Annotated in this window: 14 protein-coding genes and 1 pseudogene; 11 read left to right on the top strand and 4 right to left on the bottom strand. The window is 35.5% G+C overall.

Going from position 1 to position 21,478, the window contains the following annotated elements:
* Positions 1–18: 18 nt before the first annotated feature.
* Positions 19–1,179 (top strand): phosphoglycerate dehydrogenase, encoded by a 1,161-nt coding sequence (locus RBU59_RS04100; RefSeq protein ID WP_308146606.1) that lies wholly within the window; start codon positions 19–21, stop codon positions 1,177–1,179.
* Positions 1,180–1,393: 214 nt separating this feature from the next.
* Here the strand turns inward: RBU59_RS04100 and RBU59_RS04095 are convergent, their stop codons facing one another.
* On the bottom strand, positions 1,394–2,638 hold the full coding sequence (locus RBU59_RS04095; RefSeq protein WP_330698477.1) for a YibE/F family protein: 1,245 nt from the start codon (positions 2,636–2,638) through the stop codon (positions 1,394–1,396).
* A gap of 157 nt (positions 2,639–2,795) precedes the next feature.
* The gene (locus tag RBU59_RS04090; RefSeq protein ID WP_308146605.1) at positions 2,796–4,334 is read right to left on the bottom strand and encodes an alkaline phosphatase; all 1,539 of its coding nucleotides are present in this window, start codon (positions 4,332–4,334) and stop codon (positions 2,796–2,798) included.
* A 444-nt stretch (positions 4,335–4,778) separates the two neighbouring features.
* On the opposite strand from RBU59_RS04090, the gene RBU59_RS04085 reads away from it, so the two are divergent.
* Positions 4,779–6,020 (top strand): DUF1015 domain-containing protein, encoded by a 1,242-nt coding sequence (locus RBU59_RS04085; RefSeq protein ID WP_308146604.1) that lies wholly within the window; start codon positions 4,779–4,781, stop codon positions 6,018–6,020.
* 106 nt (positions 6,021–6,126) lie between these two features.
* Here RBU59_RS04085 and RBU59_RS04080 read toward each other — a convergent pair whose 3' ends face one another.
* Both RBU59_RS04080 and RBU59_RS04075 read right to left on the bottom strand, forming a co-directional pair.
* Positions 6,127–6,459: a branched-chain amino acid transporter permease gene (locus tag RBU59_RS04080; RefSeq protein WP_308146603.1), complete on the bottom strand. Its 333-nt coding sequence runs from the start codon at positions 6,457–6,459 to the stop codon at positions 6,127–6,129.
* Positions 6,459–7,154, bottom strand: coding sequence for an AzlC family ABC transporter permease (locus RBU59_RS04075; protein WP_308146602.1), 696 nt, complete (start codon positions 7,152–7,154; stop codon positions 6,459–6,461). The genes RBU59_RS04080 and RBU59_RS04075 overlap by 1 nt, the downstream gene beginning before the upstream one ends.
* 343 nt (positions 7,155–7,497) lie before the next feature.
* Here RBU59_RS04075 and RBU59_RS04070 point away from each other — a divergent pair, with 343 nt between their 5' ends.
* The 9 genes and pseudogenes from RBU59_RS04070 to RBU59_RS04030 all read left to right on the top strand — a co-directional run bounded on the left by RBU59_RS04070 (position 7,498) and on the right by RBU59_RS04030 (position 21,423).
* Positions 7,498–9,750, top strand: a complete 2,253-nt coding sequence (locus tag RBU59_RS04070; RefSeq protein ID WP_308146601.1) for a YcdB/YcdC domain-containing protein — start codon at positions 7,498–7,500, stop codon at positions 9,748–9,750.
* 153 nt (positions 9,751–9,903) lie between these two features.
* Positions 9,904–11,610, top strand: a complete 1,707-nt coding sequence (locus RBU59_RS04065) for a S8 family peptidase (RefSeq protein ID WP_308146600.1) — start codon at positions 9,904–9,906, stop codon at positions 11,608–11,610.
* 68 nt (positions 11,611–11,678) lie between these two features.
* On the top strand, positions 11,679–12,611 hold the full coding sequence (manA, locus tag RBU59_RS04060) for a mannose-6-phosphate isomerase, class I (RefSeq protein ID WP_308146599.1): 933 nt from the start codon (positions 11,679–11,681) through the stop codon (positions 12,609–12,611).
* A 69-nt stretch (positions 12,612–12,680) separates the two neighbouring features.
* Positions 12,681–13,331, top strand: a complete 651-nt coding sequence (locus tag RBU59_RS04055; RefSeq protein WP_308146598.1) for a YesL family protein — start codon at positions 12,681–12,683, stop codon at positions 13,329–13,331.
* 34 nt (positions 13,332–13,365) lie between these two features.
* Positions 13,366–15,570, top strand: a pseudogene (gene glgB, locus RBU59_RS04050) (1,4-alpha-glucan branching protein GlgB); the annotation flags it as partial.
* Positions 15,571–15,610: 40 nt separating this feature from the next.
* Positions 15,611–16,504: a mechanosensitive ion channel family protein gene (locus RBU59_RS04045; protein WP_308146597.1), complete on the top strand. Its 894-nt coding sequence runs from the start codon at positions 15,611–15,613 to the stop codon at positions 16,502–16,504.
* Positions 16,505–16,857: 353 nt separating this feature from the next.
* A complete protein-coding gene (locus tag RBU59_RS04040) occupies positions 16,858–18,963 on the top strand; it encodes a glutamine synthetase III family protein (protein ID WP_308146596.1) in 2,106 nt (701 codons plus the stop codon).
* A gap of 440 nt (positions 18,964–19,403) precedes the next feature.
* Entirely contained in the window at positions 19,404–20,150 is a 747-nt protein-coding gene (gene truA / locus RBU59_RS04035; protein WP_308146595.1) for a tRNA pseudouridine(38-40) synthase TruA, read from the top strand.
* A 211-nt stretch (positions 20,151–20,361) separates the two neighbouring features.
* Complete coding sequence (locus RBU59_RS04030; protein ID WP_308146594.1) at positions 20,362–21,423, top strand: substrate-binding domain-containing protein; 1,062 nt, start codon at positions 20,362–20,364, stop codon at positions 21,421–21,423.
* The last annotated feature ends 55 nt before the right edge of the window (positions 21,424–21,478 follow it).

The raw sequence follows: 21,478 nt of genomic DNA, 5'->3' as shown, positions 1-21,478 counted from the left end.
AATAAAAGGAGATCTATTATGGTAAAATATAATTGCTTAAATCCCATTGCACCGATTGGCCTGGATTTATTTACGGAAGACTATGAGAAAGTAGATAAAATTGAAGAAGCAGATTCTGTACTGGTAAGAAGTGCGTCCATGCTGGATATGGAATTGCCGGATAATTTAAAAGCGATTGCAAGAGCCGGAGCGGGTGTGAATAATATACCAATTGAAAAATGTGCCGAGAAGGGTATCGTTGTATTTAATACTCCGGGAGCTAATGCCAACGGTGTAAAAGAATTGGTTATTGCCGGCTTAATGCTGGCTTCCCGTAATATTGTAGGCGGTATTAACTGGGTGCAGACTGTTAAGGATGATGAAAATGTTGCAAAATTAGTTGAAAAAGGGAAATCTAAATTTGCAGGGAAAGAAATAGAGGGTAAAAAATTAGGTGTTATCGGTCTTGGTGCCATCGGGGTTTTAGTTGCTAATGCTGCAAAACGTCTGGGTATGGAAGTTTATGGATGCGATCCGTACATATCAGTGAAGCACGCCTGGAACTTATCCAGAGACATAATTTATGTAAAAACAAAAGAAGAAATATATCGTACCTGTGATTATATTACCGTACATGTTCCGCTTTTAGATGATACCAAGAAAATGATTAACAAAGATACAATTGCTTTAATGAAAGATGGTGTAATTGTATTAAATTTTGCAAGAGATCTACTGGTAAATGATGAAGATATGGCAGAAGCATTAAAAACAGGCAAAGTAGCTAGTTACGTTACAGATTTCCCAAATGCAAAAACAGCAAATATGGAAGGTGCGATTGCCATCCCCCATCTGGGAGCATCAACAGAAGAATCAGAAGATAATTGTGCTGTTATGGCAGTGAAAGAAATAATGGAATATATGGAATACGGTACAATCAAAAATTCCGTTAATTATCCGGATTGTGATGCAGGGGTATGTGTATCCGGAAAACGTATTACCATATGCCATAAGAACATACCAAATATGCTGACACAATTTACAGGATTATTTTCTGTTGAAAACATTAATATCTCTAATATGATTAACAAGAGCAAAGGCGATTTTGCTTATACCGTACTTGATATTGAAGGGAATGTATCCGATTCCTCCGCACAGAAATTAAAATCTATTAATGGAGTATTAAAGGTAAGAATACTGTAATAATATTAAAAATAGTATAAAACGGTATAAAATTAATTGCAAAAAGGCTGTTACAAAATCTAAAATTTATCTTGTTTTGGGAAAAATTAGTATCTTTAATCCTACTTATGATAAATTTATTTTGCAACAGCTCTTTAGTTTGTGGTTATAGCTAATTTATGGAGAGCAAAACCGGCGTTACAGGGAACTTGCAATAAAACCTGTATACGTATTTTTATTCACAGACTGTTTCCGTATATTCTTTTTCATCATGTTCGTTTTTGGGGTTTTTGGGCAATTCTTCTAAGGTTTGTTTATTTCTTGTTAACAGGAATCCGCTGGTTAATGCGGTAAATGGAGCTACCGTAACCAAACCGAAGCTGCCTATAATAGTTTCTATAATTTCTGCTGAAACATATTTATAATTTAATATATTATAAATCGGTGTACCTTGTGCCATAAAGACCATAAGAAGTGCAATATAACCTCCGGAATAAGCGAGCAGCAGGGTGGTGGTCATGGTACCCATAGCAGCTTTTCCTACATTCATTCCGGATTTACATGCTTCGATCCAGGTTAAACCAGGTCTTTTATCAATAACTTCGTTTACCGATGAGGTGATATCTACCGCCAAATCCATAACCGCACCCGAGGAACCGATAAAAATACTTGCCATAAAAATCTTAGTAAGATTTAGATTCTGGTATCCGCTATAAAGCAAACTTTCTGAATTTGGCATGATTGCTCCGTGTATTTTAAATGCACCGGTAAAAAATATACCAAGTATACAGGTAACCAGTATTCCGAGAAAAGAACCAGAGACTGCGGATAAAGTTTTTCTATTAAAACCATAAACCAGGGAAATGGTAATAAATATCAGTACTATAGTTATTAGTAATCCAAAGTAAATCGGATTATAGCCATTTAAATATGCGGGTACCAGTATTTTCCATATTAATAAAATTGTAGTTATAAAGGCAAGAATAGCGCGGATACCGGTTTTTCCTGCGGTAATAATTAAAACGATAATAAAAGCAAGAGCCAGAATAGCTTCGTTATGAATACGGTAATGATCAATAAGGTTAACGGATAAAATTTGATTATTCTCATAACTAATTACTACTAAAGCTTCATCTCCCTCAGAAAAAATTTTATCCGATTCAAGAGAACCGTTTAGTAAATTAAAGGCTTCAACCATTTTGCCTTTAAATTTTCCTCCTAATAATTTTACCTGACAAGTCTGCTCACCAGAACGGACTAAACCGGTATCAATGATATTGTGGTTGTCTACAGATAAAATTTGTGCGGAACACCGGTCGGTTCCTTGATAAATAACCGCATCTTCAAATCCCGTAGGTATAAGGCAAAGAATTGTTATAATAATCAAACATACAATAACGGGTAAATAATATTGAAAATCTATTTTGTTTTTTTTGTTATAGAACATTTTATTTGACTTAAAAGACCGTTTATTCTCCATAAGGCTACCTTAACTTTCTTTCTGATTTTATTCGTCCTTTAGAATTTAGCTAGTACATTATTAACTAAGTTGACTTGCTTATAGATTGGTATATTTTATAATTAAGAGGCTGTCATAAAAACAGCCCCTTTTCCCCAATATTAGTTTATTTAAGTAATTATTTTACTTTTAATAAATTAGCTAAATTATAATATATTTCCGTATTATCATAATAACCCTCGAAGAGATCTGCTCCTGCTCCTTTTGCGAAGACACCTACCGGTAGGCCTGTGTGTGCGTAAGACGAAAAGTTAATACCGGACTTGTTATTTAAAAGATGTGTAATGGTTACGGTCAATGGTTCATAAGTTCCATACAGTATATATTCCTGCTGGGATCTTTCAGAACTATCTGCACTTAAAGTTTTCTCATAAGCAGTTTTTAAAAGATTATATTCATATTTAGTTAGCACAAGTTTTGGATTATCAGCAGCATCACGGTCTGTCTCAGTCAATAAGCCAAAGTTCTCTTTTACATCGGTCAGAACTTCATTAAAAGACGTTTTATTATCTTTATACTTCTTTACATAAGCGGAGTCAAATTTAGCGTAGGATAATTTTTGGTTAGTAAGGTTAGCTAAGTAGGTATCGTAATCGGTACCTGCATAACCAATAGTTAGACCACCGGTTTCATGGTCACCGGTTACAATAATTAATGTCTCAGTCGGATGATCGTTATAGAAAGTAATTGCTTCATCTACAGCATTGTCTAAGGCAATAGTATCTGCAATGGTTGAACCGGCATCATTAGCATGGCATGCCCAGTCGATTTTACCACCTTCAATCATCATAAAGAAGCCTTTGTCATTATCCAGCACTTCGATTCCTTTTTTTACATAATCTTTCAATTCCCATTCATTAGCTTTCACATCATTTGCATATGACAAGGAATCACTGTCTGCAAGGGTTTCTCCGATAACAATTGCTTTACCGCTGTCAGAGGTAAGTTTAGAAGCTTCAGCTTGAGTTTTAATAACTTTATATCCATTTTTTGTAGCTAACGTATAGAGGTCTTCCTGTGGTTTTGTTTTATCATTGCCGGTTACATTCTTTAAAGCTCCTCCTGCAAAATAATCAAAGTTACTTTGAACCATTTCCAAACCAATCTCATAATAATTATTTCTGGAGGCCTGATGTGAATAAAAAGCAGCGGGAGTTGCATGATTTAGATTTACGGTTGATATAATTCCAATCTTATATCCCAATTGCTTTTTTAACTTTTCTGATATGGTCTCGTAGGCAACCGTTTGTGTCTCATCCATATTAATTGTTCCGCTGTAAGTTTTATGTCCTGTAGAGAGAGAAGTAGCAGTAGAAGCTGAATCAGGGCAAAATGAAGTTGAATCATAGGTAACGGCAGAACCGGCTACCGGAAATTTCATAAAATCAAGATATTTATTACCGGTTAAAACTTTGGAGTTTCTATTCTGACCAACGGCACCAAGGTAATCGCTTGCTGCCTGAATCTGTGGGTAACTCATTCCGTCTCCAATAAATAAAAATACATATTTCGGTGCATCGGTTATGGCTGCTTCGGTTACTTTCGGACTTTCTGCTGCAATACTGGTAGAATTAACAGATGAAGTCATAAAAACGGCTGATAAAGTTAATAAACTTACAGCAGTACCAGCTATAATTCTTTTAATTTTCTTATTCATAAATTCCTCCGTTCCTATCAAACTCATAGGCTAAATAATTTAATGTTTACATTTTTTGAATATACAGCTTTAATTGAACGTTTAGATTTACCGGTTTGAGATAAAACTTTTCATAACATTCCTCCCATCTCAAGTGAATAATTTAACTTCTCTAGATTCCCAGATATTAGTAAAATATGGTACAATTCATAAATATCATATTTAAAAGGGGATATCAATAGGTGCAGGCTACAATTAACATAAGCTTTACTATAGGAAATTTTACTTTACATATTTTAAGATAATCTTACATTTCCATATTAAAAAATAACGTTACTGTTCACTCCATCACTCCCCTGCCCTGCTTATAATTCCAGCAGACTTGCTTTTTATTGGAAATGAATTATAATGGGTGTATAAGTATGCATTTAAAAATAGTAAATTACAATCAGGAGGAATTGCTTCATGGCAGATGTGAAACCATTTCAGTGTATCAGGCCGAAAAGGGAAGTTGCGGGGAGAATAGCTGCCCTGCCATATGATGTATATAACAGGGAAGAAGCGAAAAAAGAAATACAAATAGAACCATTATCATTTCTTCGTATAGATCGACCGGAAACACAGTTTGAAGACAGCGTGGACACATATGATGACAGAGTTTACGATATGGCAAGAGAGCTGCTGGAGGGAATGATAGCGGATGGTTCTTTTGTTACGGAAACCAAAGAATGTTATTATATTTATGAGCTTATTATGAATGGGCGGTCACAAACCGGTCTGGTGGCTTGCGCCTCCATAGATGATTATATACATAATGTTATTAAAAAGCACGAAAATACCAGAGAAAATAAAGAAGTGGACCGGATACGCCATGTTGATACCTGCAATGCGCAAACCGGGCCTATTTTTCTGGCTTACCGCTCCCGCGAGGAAATAAATCAAATAATTGATGAAGTAAAACAAGGTGAAGCTTTATATGATTTTCAATTGTCCGACGGAATTATTCATCATGTATGGGTGATAAAGGAAGAAGATAAGGTAAGGGAAATACGTAATGCTTTTAATGGTGTTAAGAGTATCTATATTGCTGACGGTCACCACAGAGCTGCATCGGCTGTAAAAGTCGGTTTAAAAAGAAGAGAAGCTAATCCAGGGTTTCTTGGTAAGGAAGAATTTAATTATTTTTTATCCGTACTATTTCCGGAAGATCAGCTGATGATAATGCCTTATAACCGGGTAATTAAAGATCTGAATGGAAATAGGTTAAGTGAATTTATTGAGAAAGTGAAAGTGCATTTTGAAGTAACACACCTTGGAAAACAGCCTTATGCACCGGAAGATAAGGGATGTTTTGGCATGTATACTGCCGGCAGCTGGTATAAACTTACTGCACATGAGGATATTAGAAAAAATGCAGATCCGGTGGAAGCTTTAGATGTGTCCATACTGCAGAATTATATCTTAAGTAATATCCTTGACATAAAAGATCCACGTACTGATAAAAGAATTGATTTTATCGGAGGCATCCGGGGGTTAAGTGAATTGGAAAAAAGGGCGAATGAAGATATGGAAATAGCGTTTTCCATGTATCCTACCGGTATTACGGAATTATTTGCGGTATCGGATGCAGGAAAATTAATGCCGCCTAAATCAACCTGGTTTGAACCTAAATTAAGAAGTGGCTTATTTATACATAAACTGAGTTAAGCGAGCAGGTTAAACTGATAATCAGCAAGTAAAAAGCTGAGTGCTAATGACATTTTAGGTATTCCTTAAAATCCTATATTGGACTTATAACTTCCAATTAATAACACTAAAATACAAATTGAACCAGTAACATATAGATAACGGTACCTGCTCCGATACTCAAGAAAGTATTGCTTTTCCATATATGCAGGATAGTTATAACGGCGATGGAGATAACCTCAGGTAAACCAAAAGGGGATTGTATAAAAGAAGTATCTTTTATACAATAAACCACCAGCATACTGATTATAGTATAAGGTAATACATTCCCTAAATAGGTTATGTATTTTGGGGTTTCTTTATTCTCAGGAAAAAGAAGAAAGGGCAGGACCCTGAGTAACATTGTAGTTAAGCTGATTATAACAAAAAATATAATTGATTCACCTATTGAAAACGGCATTATATATTCCTCGATTCTATTTTATTTTGAAAAATGGTTACTAAAAGCAATATAACAATCATTGAGGGAATAATGAAATTTGCTGAACCAAACAGGAGCCGGCATATTATTGAAGCACTTAATCCGATCAGAACGGGGGTATGATTGTCCGAAGACTTCCACTGGTTGATAAATATAACCACAAAAAGTGCGGTGAGTACAAAATCAATTCCCTTAGTATTAAAGTGCAAAAAACTGCCTAATATATTACCTAAAATGGAACCGCTGACCCAATATATCTGATTAAGCAGGGTGATAAAAAACAGAAACCATCCTTTATCCACCCCATCGGGTGGCTGTGTCGAACATAATATGGAAAAAGTTTCATCAGTTAGACCTAAAATAAGATAGGGCTTTTTCTTACCTGTACCCTGAAACTTGGTAAGCATTGAGATACCATAAAATAAGTGCCTGGCATTAACCATTAAAGTCATAAAACAGGTATATAGAGGATGAAATCCCGCAGTTAAAAGACTTACGGAAACGAACTGCATGGAGCCGGCATATATAAAAATACTGGTGAAAGCAGCCCAGAGAAAAGAGTAGCCTTTGCTGCTTAATAAGATTCCATATGCCGTTCCAAGTATAATATATCCGGTAAAAACAGGAATTGTTAATGGAAATGCAGCCCTCAAAGCGTTTTTTTTAATATTCATTGTTTAACTCCTTATGTATAATTATAAATACTTTTATTTATTATTTATTTTTATAATAAATTGAAGTAAAAGTATACTAAGTAATAAGTGTAGATTGTATTAAGGGTATAGAAGACCAAACATAATATTTAATAATAATATATTATTTATATTTAGGCAATGACGAATCTATATAAATTCGAATTTATTAAAAGAACTCGTTTCTATATAACACCAACAAATGAAATATTAAGCCATTATAAGAAAATAAAATGATAGATATAAAATTTAGAAAATAAATGGAACCAAACCATATTTTTCATCGTCTAATATATAAATGTAAAAATAAAAAGGAGGAATTTATATGTTTAGTAAAAAATTAGTACCATTGTTTCTTGCAGGATGTTTGCTTACATCAAGTTTACCGTCAGTGGTATTAGCGGCAGAAGAAAGTGACACCAGAGCTGCCTCCGTTGATATACCGGCTACAGAAGCTGCAGTAGTCACCGGTGATACATCAAAAGAACCTACAGCGGATGACCTTGAACGTATTATAACAATTGTAAAGTCCAAAATAACGATACCGGAGGAGCTAACACAGTTTGATTATAATTTCAACACGGATAATTATACCGGAGCCGCCATATGGAATTTAAACTGGTATGCAAAAGAGGATGCTGGACGTATATCTGTTTCCTGTGACCAGAGCGGTAATATATTGAACTTCTCTTCTTATGATAATAAATCAGACAAATATGTGCCAAAATACTTTAAATCTGAATTAAAAAATAAAGCAAATGAGTTTATTAAAAAAGTAGCTCCCGACATTGCAGGTAAAATCGAGTATGTTGGGGTAACGTCCGACGGAACTTACAGCGGGCAGTATAATTATCAGTTTCAACGTATGGAAAACGGTATACCGATGCCGGATAATTCAGTGACTGTTGGTGTAAATTATCAGACTGGTGAAGTTACTTCATTTAATTCCAACTGGCTGTATACGGTTAATATTCCATCGGCGGAAGTCAAAATTACAAAAAATGAAGCGGTCGGGAAAATCGGTAAAGCCGTGACAATGAAATTATCCTATCAGAATGCATATATAACTGATAAGAACGGTGAAACCAAGATCAAAGCTTTCCTCGTATATTCACCGGATAATTCCTATGCAGCCGTAGACGCAAAAACCGGTGAGGTTTACACGACACAAAATGAATGGATTGAAACAGCAGATACGGCTTCAAGCAAAGAGAAAGCAGACGGAGGTGCCTACGGTAATTTAACCAAAGAAGAGGAAACTAAATTAGTTGAGATGAAAGGTCTTATTACTAAGGAAGAGGCAATTAATGCGGTTACAGGAAATAAGAGTTTATTATTGGATGAACACTTAAAATCTGTATCAGCATCTCTTTATAAACAGGGCGTTTCTTACCGCAGCAGCAAAGAATCCAAATATATATGGAATATCAGCTTATCCGATCCCAGAGAGGTTAAGGATAGCAATTCAGACACTTACAGGGCGTATGCCAATGCGACAGTGGATGCAGCTACCGGCAAGCTGGTATCTTTTCAGGCTAGTGTAAAAGATTATTATAATATGAGCAAACAGGAATGGGAAGCCGTTAAAGTAAAATATACAAAAGAACAAGGTCAGACAATACTGGAGAATTTTTTAAAAGATCAGATCCCGGAGAAATTTAAATATTCAAAATTAACAGATAATAATGACTCTTATGTTATTGCATACAAAGACGGCAAAGAAGTTTATGGTGGTTACGATTATAACTATAACAGAATTAATGCGGGTATTGAATATTCATTTAACAGCATATACGGAGCCGTTGATGGGGTAACCGGTAAAATTTATTCTTACTCTTATTACTGGGATAATGAGGTAACTTTCGAATCTCCTAAAAATATTATCAACGCTCAAAAAGCATTTGATGCATATATTGGAAATAAAGGTTATCATCTTGTTTACGAAATCAACAATATTCACACTATAAATAACAGTTCGGCAAAAAGAATAATTAAAACAGATGCCTACTCCGTGGATAACGAAGTAAGGTTAGTATACAGAACCGATATTTCTCCGAATTATATATCTCCGTTTACCGGAAAACAATTGAATTATGACGGAGAAGAATATGCAGATCCGGATAGAATGTTTTATTATAGTGATATTAGTGATAACGCTTCCAATCGTAATATCAGGCTTTTAGCTGAAATCGGTATTGGATTTAAAGGCGGCGAGTTTATACCGGATAAAGCTGTGACCACAAAAGAATTAACGGAATTTTTAAATGAAGCAGGTATCTATTATAAGAGTAATAAATACAAACTAAAGAATGATGACTCAACCCTAGCAAGGATTGATGCAGCCAAAATAAGCGTTCAGATATTAGGATATGAAAGTATTGCAAAGTTGACAGGTATTTATAGCACAAATTTTAAGGATATAAGTGAAATTTCCGATACAAATCTCGGTTATGCGGCATTGGCTCAAGGTTTAAATTTGGTTACAAGTAACAAAGACAATGAATATAGACCAAATGATAAATTGACACGTGCAGAAGCAGCGGATATGTTAATTGGCATGTTAAGCGCAGAAGAATAATACTATTTACAGAAATGGGCTGTGGAAAACTAATCTTGTAAACTCTGATGAAGGAAGAGGCAGGATATTTCCACAGCTTCTTTTTGGTTAAATTATGCACATTTTGTATTGAAATACATATTTAATAGTAAGATTGAATATGGCGGTAAATGGATGGAGCCGGAAGACAGATACAAGATTACCAGTAATGAATTTGCTGATTTAATATTAGACGGCTATGACGAAATTAATAGTCTTATAAATAATCCAGATTATACCATTAATGTCATAGACGGTAAATATGCTGTAGCATACATTCCCGTCAGTGAGATGACAGCGGATAGTGTTCAGAAATTTGGTTATGCCTCTATCCCCAAAATTTTTGCTCTCTTATCAACTGTAAATCAGGTAACACAAGACATCATAAAATTCAACCAGGAACCGGATTTTAATTTGAAGGGGTATGGTGTATTAATTGGAATCGTAGATACAGGAATTGATTATACAAACCCTGTATTCCGTAATGCGGATGGAACTACAAGAATCGTATCAATATGGGATCAGACAATTGACAACAGGGATAATTATCCGGAGGGACTGTACTATGGGACTGAATATACACAGAAGCAGATTAATGATGCGCTTAAAACTTCAGAGCCATACACCTATGTGCCAAGTACCGACACAATAGGTCATGGCACCATGCTTGCAGGTGTAGCGGCGGGTACACCGGTTCCGGAATATGAATTTTCTGGGACAGCACCGGATGCGGAAATCGCAATTGTTAAATTAAAACCGGCAAAACCGTATTTAAGAGAATTTTTACGCATACCGGAGGGCAGAATATGCTACCAGGAAAATGATATAATGTTAGGAGTAAAATATCTTCTTGATGTTGCCAGACGATTAAACCGGCCTATTGCCATTTGTCTGGGATTAGGAACGAATCAGGGAGCTCATGAGGGACAATGTATTCTGTGCCAGTATTTTAATGATATCAGTCAGTTAGTCGGTAATTCTGTAATAATAGCGGCAGGTAATGAAGCAAACCGGGGACATCATTTTTATGGAGAGTTAGTTCCCTCGGAAGGCCAGGGAATGGTCGAATTAAATGTTGCGGAAAATGAAACAGGTTTCTCGATGGAATATTGGGGATTTGCGCCTAGTATAGTTACGATGGATATCTATGCGCCGGATAATACATTCGTAACCCGTATACCTGAGCATTTAAGGGAAGAAGAGACCATAGAAGCCGTATATAATAATACCACTATAATAATAAATAATAAATTCAGTGAAACAAGGACCGATGATCAATTTATTTTTATCCGATTCCAGAATCCACAGAGTGGTATCTGGCGGTTTTACATTACCGGTCAAAGTGATCTGGTTACAAAATATCACATATGGCTGCCGATCTATAACTATATACTGGACGGAACTTTTTTTGAAGATTCTAATTCCGATACAACCTTATCTATGCCTGCTAATACAGATAATGTAACAGCAGTCACAGCGTATTATCCTGATGATCAAAGTATATTTTATTATTCCAGCAGGGGGTTTACAAAAAACAATGCCCCTAAGCCTGATATAACAGCACCGGGAGTAAATATAACAGCACCGTTTATAGGTAATATGTTTATTCAGGCGACGGGTACCAGCATTGCCGCCGCGCATACTTCAGGAGTGGCTGCTATGCTGCTGGAATGGGGAATCGTAAGGGGAAATATGCCGCTAATGAATAATTTAACTCTTAAAAAAATGCTGCTTGCGGGTGCGTATAGATTTCCTGATTTATCTTATCCTAATCAGAAGTGGGGATTTGGGATACTGGATATTCAAAGTACGTTAAACATGTTTAGTCCAAAATTTAGATAATTTTCACTTTTGTATACAGCAAAAATGTGGTAAAATAAAGGCAAGCTATAATACTTTAGGAGGCAGCAATGAAAGAAGTAATATTTTTGGAACCAGTATTTAAAGAAATGATCTGGGGCGGTAACCGCTTAAAAACCGATTTCGGTTATGATATACCAAGTGACAATACGGGAGAATGCTGGGCAGTCAGCGCACATACCAATGGCGATTGTACCGTTAAAGGCGGGAAATATAAAGGTCAAAAATTAAGCAGTTTATGGACAAACCACAGAGAATTATTCGGAGGAATAAAAGGTGATACCTTTCCTTTGCTCATTAAAATAATTGATGCCAAAACTGATTTAAGTATACAGGTACATCCGGATGATGAATATGCGAATAAATATGAGAACGGATCCTTAGGTAAAACGGAATGCTGGTATATTCTCGATTGTGATAAAGACGGTAAAATTGTGGTGGGACATAATGCGAAGGATAAAGAAGAATTAAAAACTATGATAGCCGATCGCAGATGGAACGAGTTGATCCGTGTATTACCCATAAAACAAGGAGATTTTTTTCAGATTGAACCTGGAACGGTACATGCAATAAAGGGTGGAACCGTTATTTTAGAAACCCAGCAGAACAGTGATATCACCTATCGTTTATATGATTATGACAGATTATCTGATGGAAAACCCCGGGAACTTCATATTGATAAAAGTATTGATGTAATAAAATGCCCTCATAAGGATGTTAATGCAGACAGAAAGAAGATAAATCTGGAACAGGCTGAAGTTGAAGAATTAGTAACCTGTGAATTTTATTCGGTGAGAAAAATATCTGTTTTAGGAAAACAGGTATTTGGACAATCTGAACCTTTCACCATACTTAGTGTTATTGACGGAGATGGAGCGGTTGATGGTATTAAAATAGCAAAAGGTGACCATTTCATATTACCTGACGGTTACGGAGATTATACGATAGAGGGTAATTTACAGCTTATTACATCACATATTTAATCTTACAAGAAAGCAGCAAAACGGATTTAGAAATAGTTGCTTTTATTATAGATAAGAAGGAGATTTCAAATGGGTAATTTTTTTAATATGGATAATGGGTTTTTTACAGCCTTGGGCAAATTTGTAGATTTAATTATAATCAGTTTGGTCTGGCTGATTTTATGTATTCCGGTAGTTACGATAGGACCGGCTACTACTTCCCTGTATTACGCTGTTGTTAAAGTAATTAGAAGAGAACGGGGATATCTGGTACGTGAATTTTTCCATTCTTTTAAAACTAATTTTAAAACAGGGCTTATTGCAGGGATTATATTAACTGTATTATTTGCAGTTTTGGTATTTGACCGCAAATTTGCAACTACGATGACCGGAAATCAAGGCTTTATTTTGCTGAGTATATTTAATGCCATGATTTTTCTTCTCATTTGTGTCACACTGTATCTTTTCCCGCTTCTCTCAAGATTTACTATGGGAATCAAACAATTGTTTAAAACTGCTGTTTTTATGGCTATGAAACATCTGCCTACAACGATTCTGTTAATTATTATTTTTGCTGCCATTAGTTTAGGAACTTATATTATGCCGATTGCTATACTGATTTCACCGGCATTATGTATCCTTCTTGAGTCTTTCTTGTTAGAAAGAGTATTTAAAAAATATATGCCTGAAAAATCCGAGGAAGCGGAAAGTTCCGGAAGAGATGAATGGTATTTGGAATAAGGTTATAATAATCCTAGTTTAGGAGGACTCGTATATGGAAGAGTTACTTTATGATTTAATAGATTGGACAAAAGCCATTAAAATTATTAACTCAGAACATGATAATCCGCATAGTCTTCTGGGTGCCCATGTTACTGAGAAAGGAATTCTTATTAATGCATTTATTCCAACCGCTGTTCACATTGCTGTTAAAATAACCGGTTCGGGGCAGGTACATTCTATGGTTTGCAAGGATAAGGAGGGATTTTTTTCTGTAATTATACCAGGTAATAAAGTAATTCCATATACTTTGATTGTTACTTACGATAATGATTTCACTGAGGAAATCAGGGATCCGTATTCTTTTGAACCTGTGATTGATCCGATGGATTTGACCCGTTTTGCAGGTGGGATTCATTATAATATTTATGACAAATTAGGTGCCCACAGGATGGAAATAAACGGTGTAAACGGAATATTATTTGCCGTGTGGGCTCCTAATGCAGTCCGTATCAGTGTAGTAGGTAATTTTAATAATTGGGACGGCAGACGGCATGCTATGCGAAGATTATATGATTCGGGTATATTCGAATTATTTATTCCGAATCTTAAATCCGGAGAAATTTATAAATATGAAATAAAAATAAAAGGTGGCTTAATTGTTTTAAAAGCAGATCCATACGCTAACCAGGCTGAATTAAGACCTAATAGTGCCTCTATCGTTTGCAATCTGAACGAGTACGAATGGCAGGATGGTACTTGGATTCAGGAAAGGGCAGGAAAGCAATATGAGTCCGAACCAATGAGTGTTTATGAGGTACATTTAGGCTCCTGGAAGAAACCTCCTGTAAAGGATGGAAGAGAATTTTATAATTACAGGGAACTGGCACCTATGCTTGCCGGATATGTAAAGGACATGGGTTATACTCATATAGAATTGCTGCCTGTCATGGAGCATCCTTTTGATGGTTCCTGGGGATATCAGGTTACCGGTTATTATGCACCGACAGCAAGGTATGGAACACCTTCTGATTTTATGTATTTTATGGACTATATGCATGCACAGGGAATCGGAGTGATATTAGATTGGGTTCCTGCACATTTTCCAAGAGATACATTTGGGCTGGCTAATTTTGACGGTACCTGCCTTTATGAACATAAAGATCCCAGGCAAGGTGCTCATCCTCACTGGGGAACTTTAATATATAATTACGGAAGACCCCAGGTCTCTAATTTTTTATTAGCCAATGCCTTATTTTGGATAGAGAAATATCATGCAGACGGTATCCGGATGGATGCAGTTGCTTCTATGCTTTATCTGGATTATGGTAAAAAAGCCGGGGAATGGGTTGCTAATATTTATGGCGGTAACGAGAATCTGGAAGCTATGGAGTTATTAAAACATCTGAATTCCATATTTAAAAAGAGAAAAGACGGTTCGCTGATTATTGCAGAAGAATCAACTGCATGGCCGGAAGTAACAGGAGATGTGAAAGAGGGCGGACTGGGATTTGATTTAAAATGGAATTTAGGTTGGATGAATGATTTCACTAATTATATGAAATGTGATCCGCTGTTTCGGAAAGGAAGACACGGAGAACTTACATTCAGTATGATTTATGCCTATAGTGAGAAATTTATGCTGGTCCTTTCACATGATGAAGTAGTACATGGAAAAGGTTCCATGATAAATAAAATGCCCGGCAGTACAGAACAGAAATTTGCAAACCTGCGGGTTGCTTATGGTTTTATGATGAGCCATCCCGGTAAAAAATTATTGTTTATGGGTCAGGATTTTGCGCAATATGCGGAATGGAATGAAGCAAAAAGTCTGGATTGGGATTTATTAAATGAAAACCAAAACGGTAAACTGAATCGTTATGTAAAAGAACTGAATAAGCTTTACCGTTCCTATAAAGCGTTTTATCAGTTAGATTATGATGAGAGGGGATTTGAGTGGATCAGCTGTATGGATGCTGACCATAGTATTATTGTGTTTATCCGAAAAACCCTAATATTAGAAGAAACTATACTGGTAGTATGTAACTTTACACCGGTTGTATACAAAAATTTTTTAATCGGAGTTCCTTTTGCCGGAAAATATAAGGAAATTTTTAATAGTGATAAAGTAATTTACGGAGGAAACGGTAACACGAATCCCAGGCAGAAACAATCGAAGAAACTGGAGTCAGACGGTAGAGACCAGTCAATCAGTCTTACCGTACCTCCATTAGGGATTGCTGTATTTACCTGTACCCCGGTAATACCAAACTAAGAACTTGTTTTGAAAGGATTTAAGAATGGGACCATATATATATCGTTGTTTATCCGTATTAGAGGCAGGAACAAATAGTGATTTTAATAATATTCTGGGGGATTTTGTTAATAGCGGATTAAAAGGATTTCTTAATGAAGGATTAGATTTTATAAAACGATTACTGATTGCTGTAATAATATTAGTTATTGGCAAGAAGTTAATCCATTATTTTATTGGTTTATTAACCAAATACTTTAATCGTACGAAGATGGAGGCCAGTGTTGCTGGATTTTTACAGGCAATGATTCGTGCAATTTTGTATATTACGCTTGCAGCGTTTATTATAATACAAGTAATCGGTGTAGCAAGTGCTCCGATAATAGCCATTCTGGGTTCAGCCGGCCTTAGTATTGGATTAGCCCTGCAGGGAAGCCTGTCTAATTTTGCAGGTGGAGTCCTGATATTGCTTCTAAAACCTTTTCGGGTCGGTGATTACATCATAACAGGAGGAAATGAAGGTACTGTTACTGCCATAGATATATTTTATACCAGACTATTAACCGTAGATAACAGACTTTTAGTAATGCCCAATGGCTCGTTATCCAATGCCAATATTATCAATGTAACTTATGAACCTGTACGCAGACTTGATATCTCGGTTCTTATAGATTATTCGGAGAATATAAAAAAAGTCAAAGATATATTAACTGAAATTGCGGAAAATCATGAGTTGGTATTAAAAGATCAGGATATCTCGGTCTTCGTAAATAGTTTTGATTCCAGTGCTATTAATATCGGGATCAGGGTGTGGGTTATAAAAGAAAACTACTGGACTTTAAAATGCGAGTTATTGGAATTAATAAAAACGCAATTTGATAAAAATGAAATTACGATTCCTTTTGACCAATTGGATGTAAATATAAGAAATAATCCTTAACAACTTTTGTGATAATTAATGTTATTGAGAATCATTAATTGGGTTAAGGAAGTGAGTTCAGGATTTGGAATACAAAATTTATGTATTTTGATGAAAAAAATATGTCCTTTTTTATTAAATTCCGTAAGAAATAACGTTTTGCAAAAAAAAATCACTTTTTTTAAAAAAAAGCTTTTCTTTTTATTAAAAAAGTGGTATTTTATCTTTAGACGAAATATTCGTTAGAGCAATGGTGTTCTCAAAGTCTTTTTTGAGAACACTTTTTTATTATACAATTATTGGAAAAACCAATTTTGTATAACTTAAATAATTAAGAAAATATAAAATATATAATGAATGGAAGGAGTTTTATTATGGCAGAAAAATTAACAGAAATTTTTGGAATTGATGTATTTGATGAAACAACCATGATTGAACGTTTACCAAAAAAAACTTATGCCGCATTAAAGAAAACAATCCAAAATGGAGAGGATTTAGATCCTGCTGTAGCTGATGTTGTTGCAAATGCGATGAAAGATTGGGCAATTGAAAGAGGTGCAACACATTTTACTCATTGGTTCCAGCCAATGACCGGTATCACTGCAGAAAAACATGATTCTTTTATCAGTCCTGCTGCAGGCGGTAAAATTTTAATGGAGTTTTCCGGCAAAGAATTAATTAAAGGTGAACCGGATGCATCGTCCTTTCCTTCCGGCGGGTTAAGAGCAACCTTTGAAGCTAGAGGTTATACTGCTTGGGATTGTACTTCACCGGCATTTTTAAGAGAAGATGCGGCAGGCGTTACTTTATGTATTCCTACAGCATTCTGCTCCTATACCGGAGAAGCCCTGGATAAGAAAACTCCTTTATTACGTTCAATGGAAGCAATCAGCGATCAGGCTGTTCGTATATTAAAATTATTCGGACATGATAATGTAAAATCCGTCTCCTGTTCTGTAGGACCTGAACAGGAATATTTCTTAGTAGATAAAGCAAAATACTTAAAAAGAGAAGACTTGATTTTCAGCGGACGTACTTTATTTGGAGCAATGCCTCCAAAAGGCCAGGAAATGGAAGATCACTATTTCGGAAGCCTGAAGGAAAGAATTTCTGCTTTCATGAAAGAAGTAAATGAAGAATGCTGGAAACTTGGTATCTTAGCTAAAACACAACATAATGAAGTTGCTCCTGCACAGCACGAATTAGCACCCATCTATGCAACTGCTAATATTGCTACCGATCATAACCAATTAGTTATGGAAGTTATGAAAAAAGTTGCTAACCGCCATGGTTTAGCTTGTTTACTTCATGAAAAACCTTTTGCAGGTGTAAATGGTTCCGGTAAACATGACAACTGGTCAATGGTTACAGATACCGGTAAAAATCTTCTTGATCCCGGTAAGACACCTCATGAAAATGTACAATTTCTATTATTTTTAGCTGCTGTTTTAAAGGCTGTTGATGACCATGCGGATCTTCTGCGTCTGTCAGCTTCTAATCCTGGTAATGACCACAGATTAGGTGCAAACGAAGCGCCTCCTGCCATTATTTCCGTATTCCTTGGTGATCAGTTAGCAGATGTCTTAACGCAGCTAATTGAAACCGGAGAAGCTACCAGCAGTAAACAAGGCGGCAAATTAAATATTGGTGTTCATACAATACCTGAATTCAGAAAAGATGCAACAGATAGAAACCGTACATCACCATTTGCTTTTACCGGCAATAAATTTGAATTTAGAATGGTTGGTTCCTCTATGTCAATAGCCGGACCAAATACAACGTTAAATACAATCGTTGCTGATGTATTATGTGATTTCGCAGACCAATTGGAAAAAGCGGATAACTTCGATGTGGCAGTTCATGACTTAATTAAGAAAACTGTTACGGAACATCAAAAAATTGTATTCAACGGAAATGGTTATTCTGATGAATGGGTAGAAGAAGCTGAAAAGAGAGGCTTACCAAATATCAAATCCATGGTGGAAGCAATACCATGTATGGTTAGTGATAAAGCGGTTAAATTATTTAGCAAATACAAAGTATTCTCAGAGGTAGAACTTCATTCCCGTGCCGAAATTGAATACGAAGCATACTCTAAGACCATTAATATTGAAGCTAAGACTATGATTGAAATGGCTAACAAACTTTATATTCCGGCTGTTATTAAATATGCTTCCAGTTTAGCAGCATCCATTAATGCTATTAAATCAGCTGTTCCGGATGCGGATGTAAGCGTACAGGAAAGTTTATTAAAGGAAACTTCTTCCCTTTTAGCTAGCGCTAAAACTGCAGTAGGTGCCCTTACTTCCTATGTGGCAGCAGCGGCTGAAAAAGAAGGTGCTGAACAGGCATTGTATTTCCGAAAAGTAGTATTCCCTGCTATGTCAAGTCTTAGAACACCGATTGATGAACTTGAGTTAATCGTTGATAAAGAAATATGGCCGGTTCCAACTTATGGCGATTTATTATTTGAAGTATAATTAACTCGGCAAGTAAGTTCACCGTATACAAATCGTAAACGATGAACTTATTTGTTTTAGTAGGAGTTCTGCCTTTGACTCAAATACCTATATTAAGGTATAAGTTCTGAAAATATCGTTGTGATTGAGAATATCCGTTTTCAAAATTAATTATCAAATTGGGCTGCCTTAACGGGCAGCCTAATTTATCTTAAATTACGAGCTATAAGATAAATTAACCCTGCGGACAGGATGTAAATGAGAGGTCAGAAGTAAAATGTCACTGAGGTGACAGCGTCAGCCCTGGAGTAGGGCAAGCCAGATTCTGGCTAATGGGAAAAAATACCATTTAATATAACTGGACATTTATTCTAATATGTTGGATAATTAAATCGTTAGTATAGCAGAATATGGAAGTATTCCTTATTCTGCAGTAATAAATAATTTTTAAAGGAGTAATTATGCGGAATATAAAGTTAGTATTGGAATATGACGGATCCCGCTATGACGGCTGGCAGAAACAGGCTGGTAATTCCAAGAGCATTAGCATACAGGACAAGTTAGAAAGCGTATTATCCAAAATGGAAAATGAACCGGTAACTGTAATCGGCGCATTAAGGACAGAGGCAGGTGTACATGCTTATGCACAGATAGCAAATTTTACAACAAAATCAGATATGAAGTTATATGAAATCAAACATTATCTTAACCGGTTTCTTCCCAGAGATATTGCTGTTCTGGAGGTGGCTGAAGTACCGGAACGGTTCCATAGCAGTTTTAATGCAAAAGCATTTCGTTATGAGTATAAGATATCCATGGGAGAAGTTCCGTCTGTTTTTGAACGTAAATATAATTATTACAGTTTTCATAAACTGGATATATTAAAAATGAAACAGGGTGCCGGTTATTTAATAGGTAAACATGACTTTAAGGCTTTTTCTGATAATAAACGAATGAAAAAATCAACGGAAAGAACCATTAATCAAGTTGATGTTTACTCAGATATTAATGAAGTGGTTATTACTATTGAGGCGGATGATTTTTGGCCGAATATGGCAAGAATAATAGTTGGAACATTGATTGAAATAGGAGAGGGCAGCAGAGAACCTGATTCCATGAAAGAAATATTAGAAAGCGGTAACAGGGATTTGGCTGGAATGACAGCAGAAGCGAGAGGATTATTTTTACAGGAAGTAATTTATCTGTAATTCGGATCTATGATATCAGAAATTATTCACCAGCATATTATGTAGAAATAGTTAGCTAATTTTATATAATTTTTGAATTTAAATTAACTAATTTTTATTAATTCTATATAAATTTAATTAGAAATTTAATTAGAAAATTAGGTTATATTTTATTGCCATATATAATGAAAAGGTATATAATTTTCAAAGATAAGAGTTGGGGAGGATATCTATGAAAAATGTAACAATGAAAGATATAGCTGATAGGCTGAATATAAGTACTGTAACCGTATCAAAAGCATTATCTGATAAGGATGGAGTAAGTAATGAATTAAGAGATAAAATTAAAAGTATTGCGGAAGAGATGGGGTATCGTTATAATTCTCTGGCAAAAGGCATGAAAGAGGGAAGAAGTTACAATATCGGTATACTCATAGCTGACCGTTTTATACGGGACGACGGAGATGCTTTTTATCTTAAAATGTACCAGGGAGTCGTAAAGGCTTTATCAAAGGTTAACTATTACGGTATTATGGAAATAATCTCGTCAGATTCCGAGAAAAAAGCTGCATTACCCAATATTCTATCGGATAATAAAGTTGATGGAATCATTATTTTGGGTCAAATGAACTTAAATTACGTGAATCTTATTAAAAATACCGCAATGCCATTAGTGCTTTTGGATTTTTATGACGAACTTCTGGATGTAGATGCTATTATCAGCGATAGCTTTTATGGCTCATATGAAATTACCAATTATTTAATATCCCAAGGACACAGAGAAATTGGGTTTGTCGGTAATATCTTTTCAACCAGCAGTATTCTGGACCGGTATCTGGGATATTATAAAGCCTTGATATCGAATGGATTTATTGTGAGAGAAGATTGGATACTTAATGACCGAAGCGAAGAAGGAGAATATATAGACTTTAAGCTTCCGGATCAGATGCCAACGGCTTTCGTATGTAATAACGACGGAGTTGCCTATTTATTTATGAATAAATTGAAAAAGCTTGGCTATAATGTACCGTCTGAAATTTCCGTGGTAGGTTTTGATAATGATATAGTAGCAAGTATTTCAATTCCTAAGTTAACTACGGTTGAAGTAGATATAGAAGCAATGACTGAAACAGCAGTAGATGTGGTAATACAAAAAATCAGCGGAGTCAAGCTTACTATTGGAAGAAAAGTAATAACCGGTAAATTAATACATCGTGATTCTGTTGCCAAATTGGAACGTAAAACGGATAAATTAGACCATAAGATTAAAGAAGGATTAAAACAATATATCTAATAGAGAAAAGGCATTCTCAAAACTAAGGTTTTGAAAATGCCTTTTTTAAATATTT

Origin of the sequence: Anaerocolumna sp. MB42-C2 (assembly GCF_030913705.1) — a bacterium.
GTDB lineage: Bacteria > Bacillota > Clostridia > Lachnospirales > Lachnospiraceae > Anaerocolumna.
This window is presented reverse-complemented; position numbering and strand designations above follow the sequence as displayed.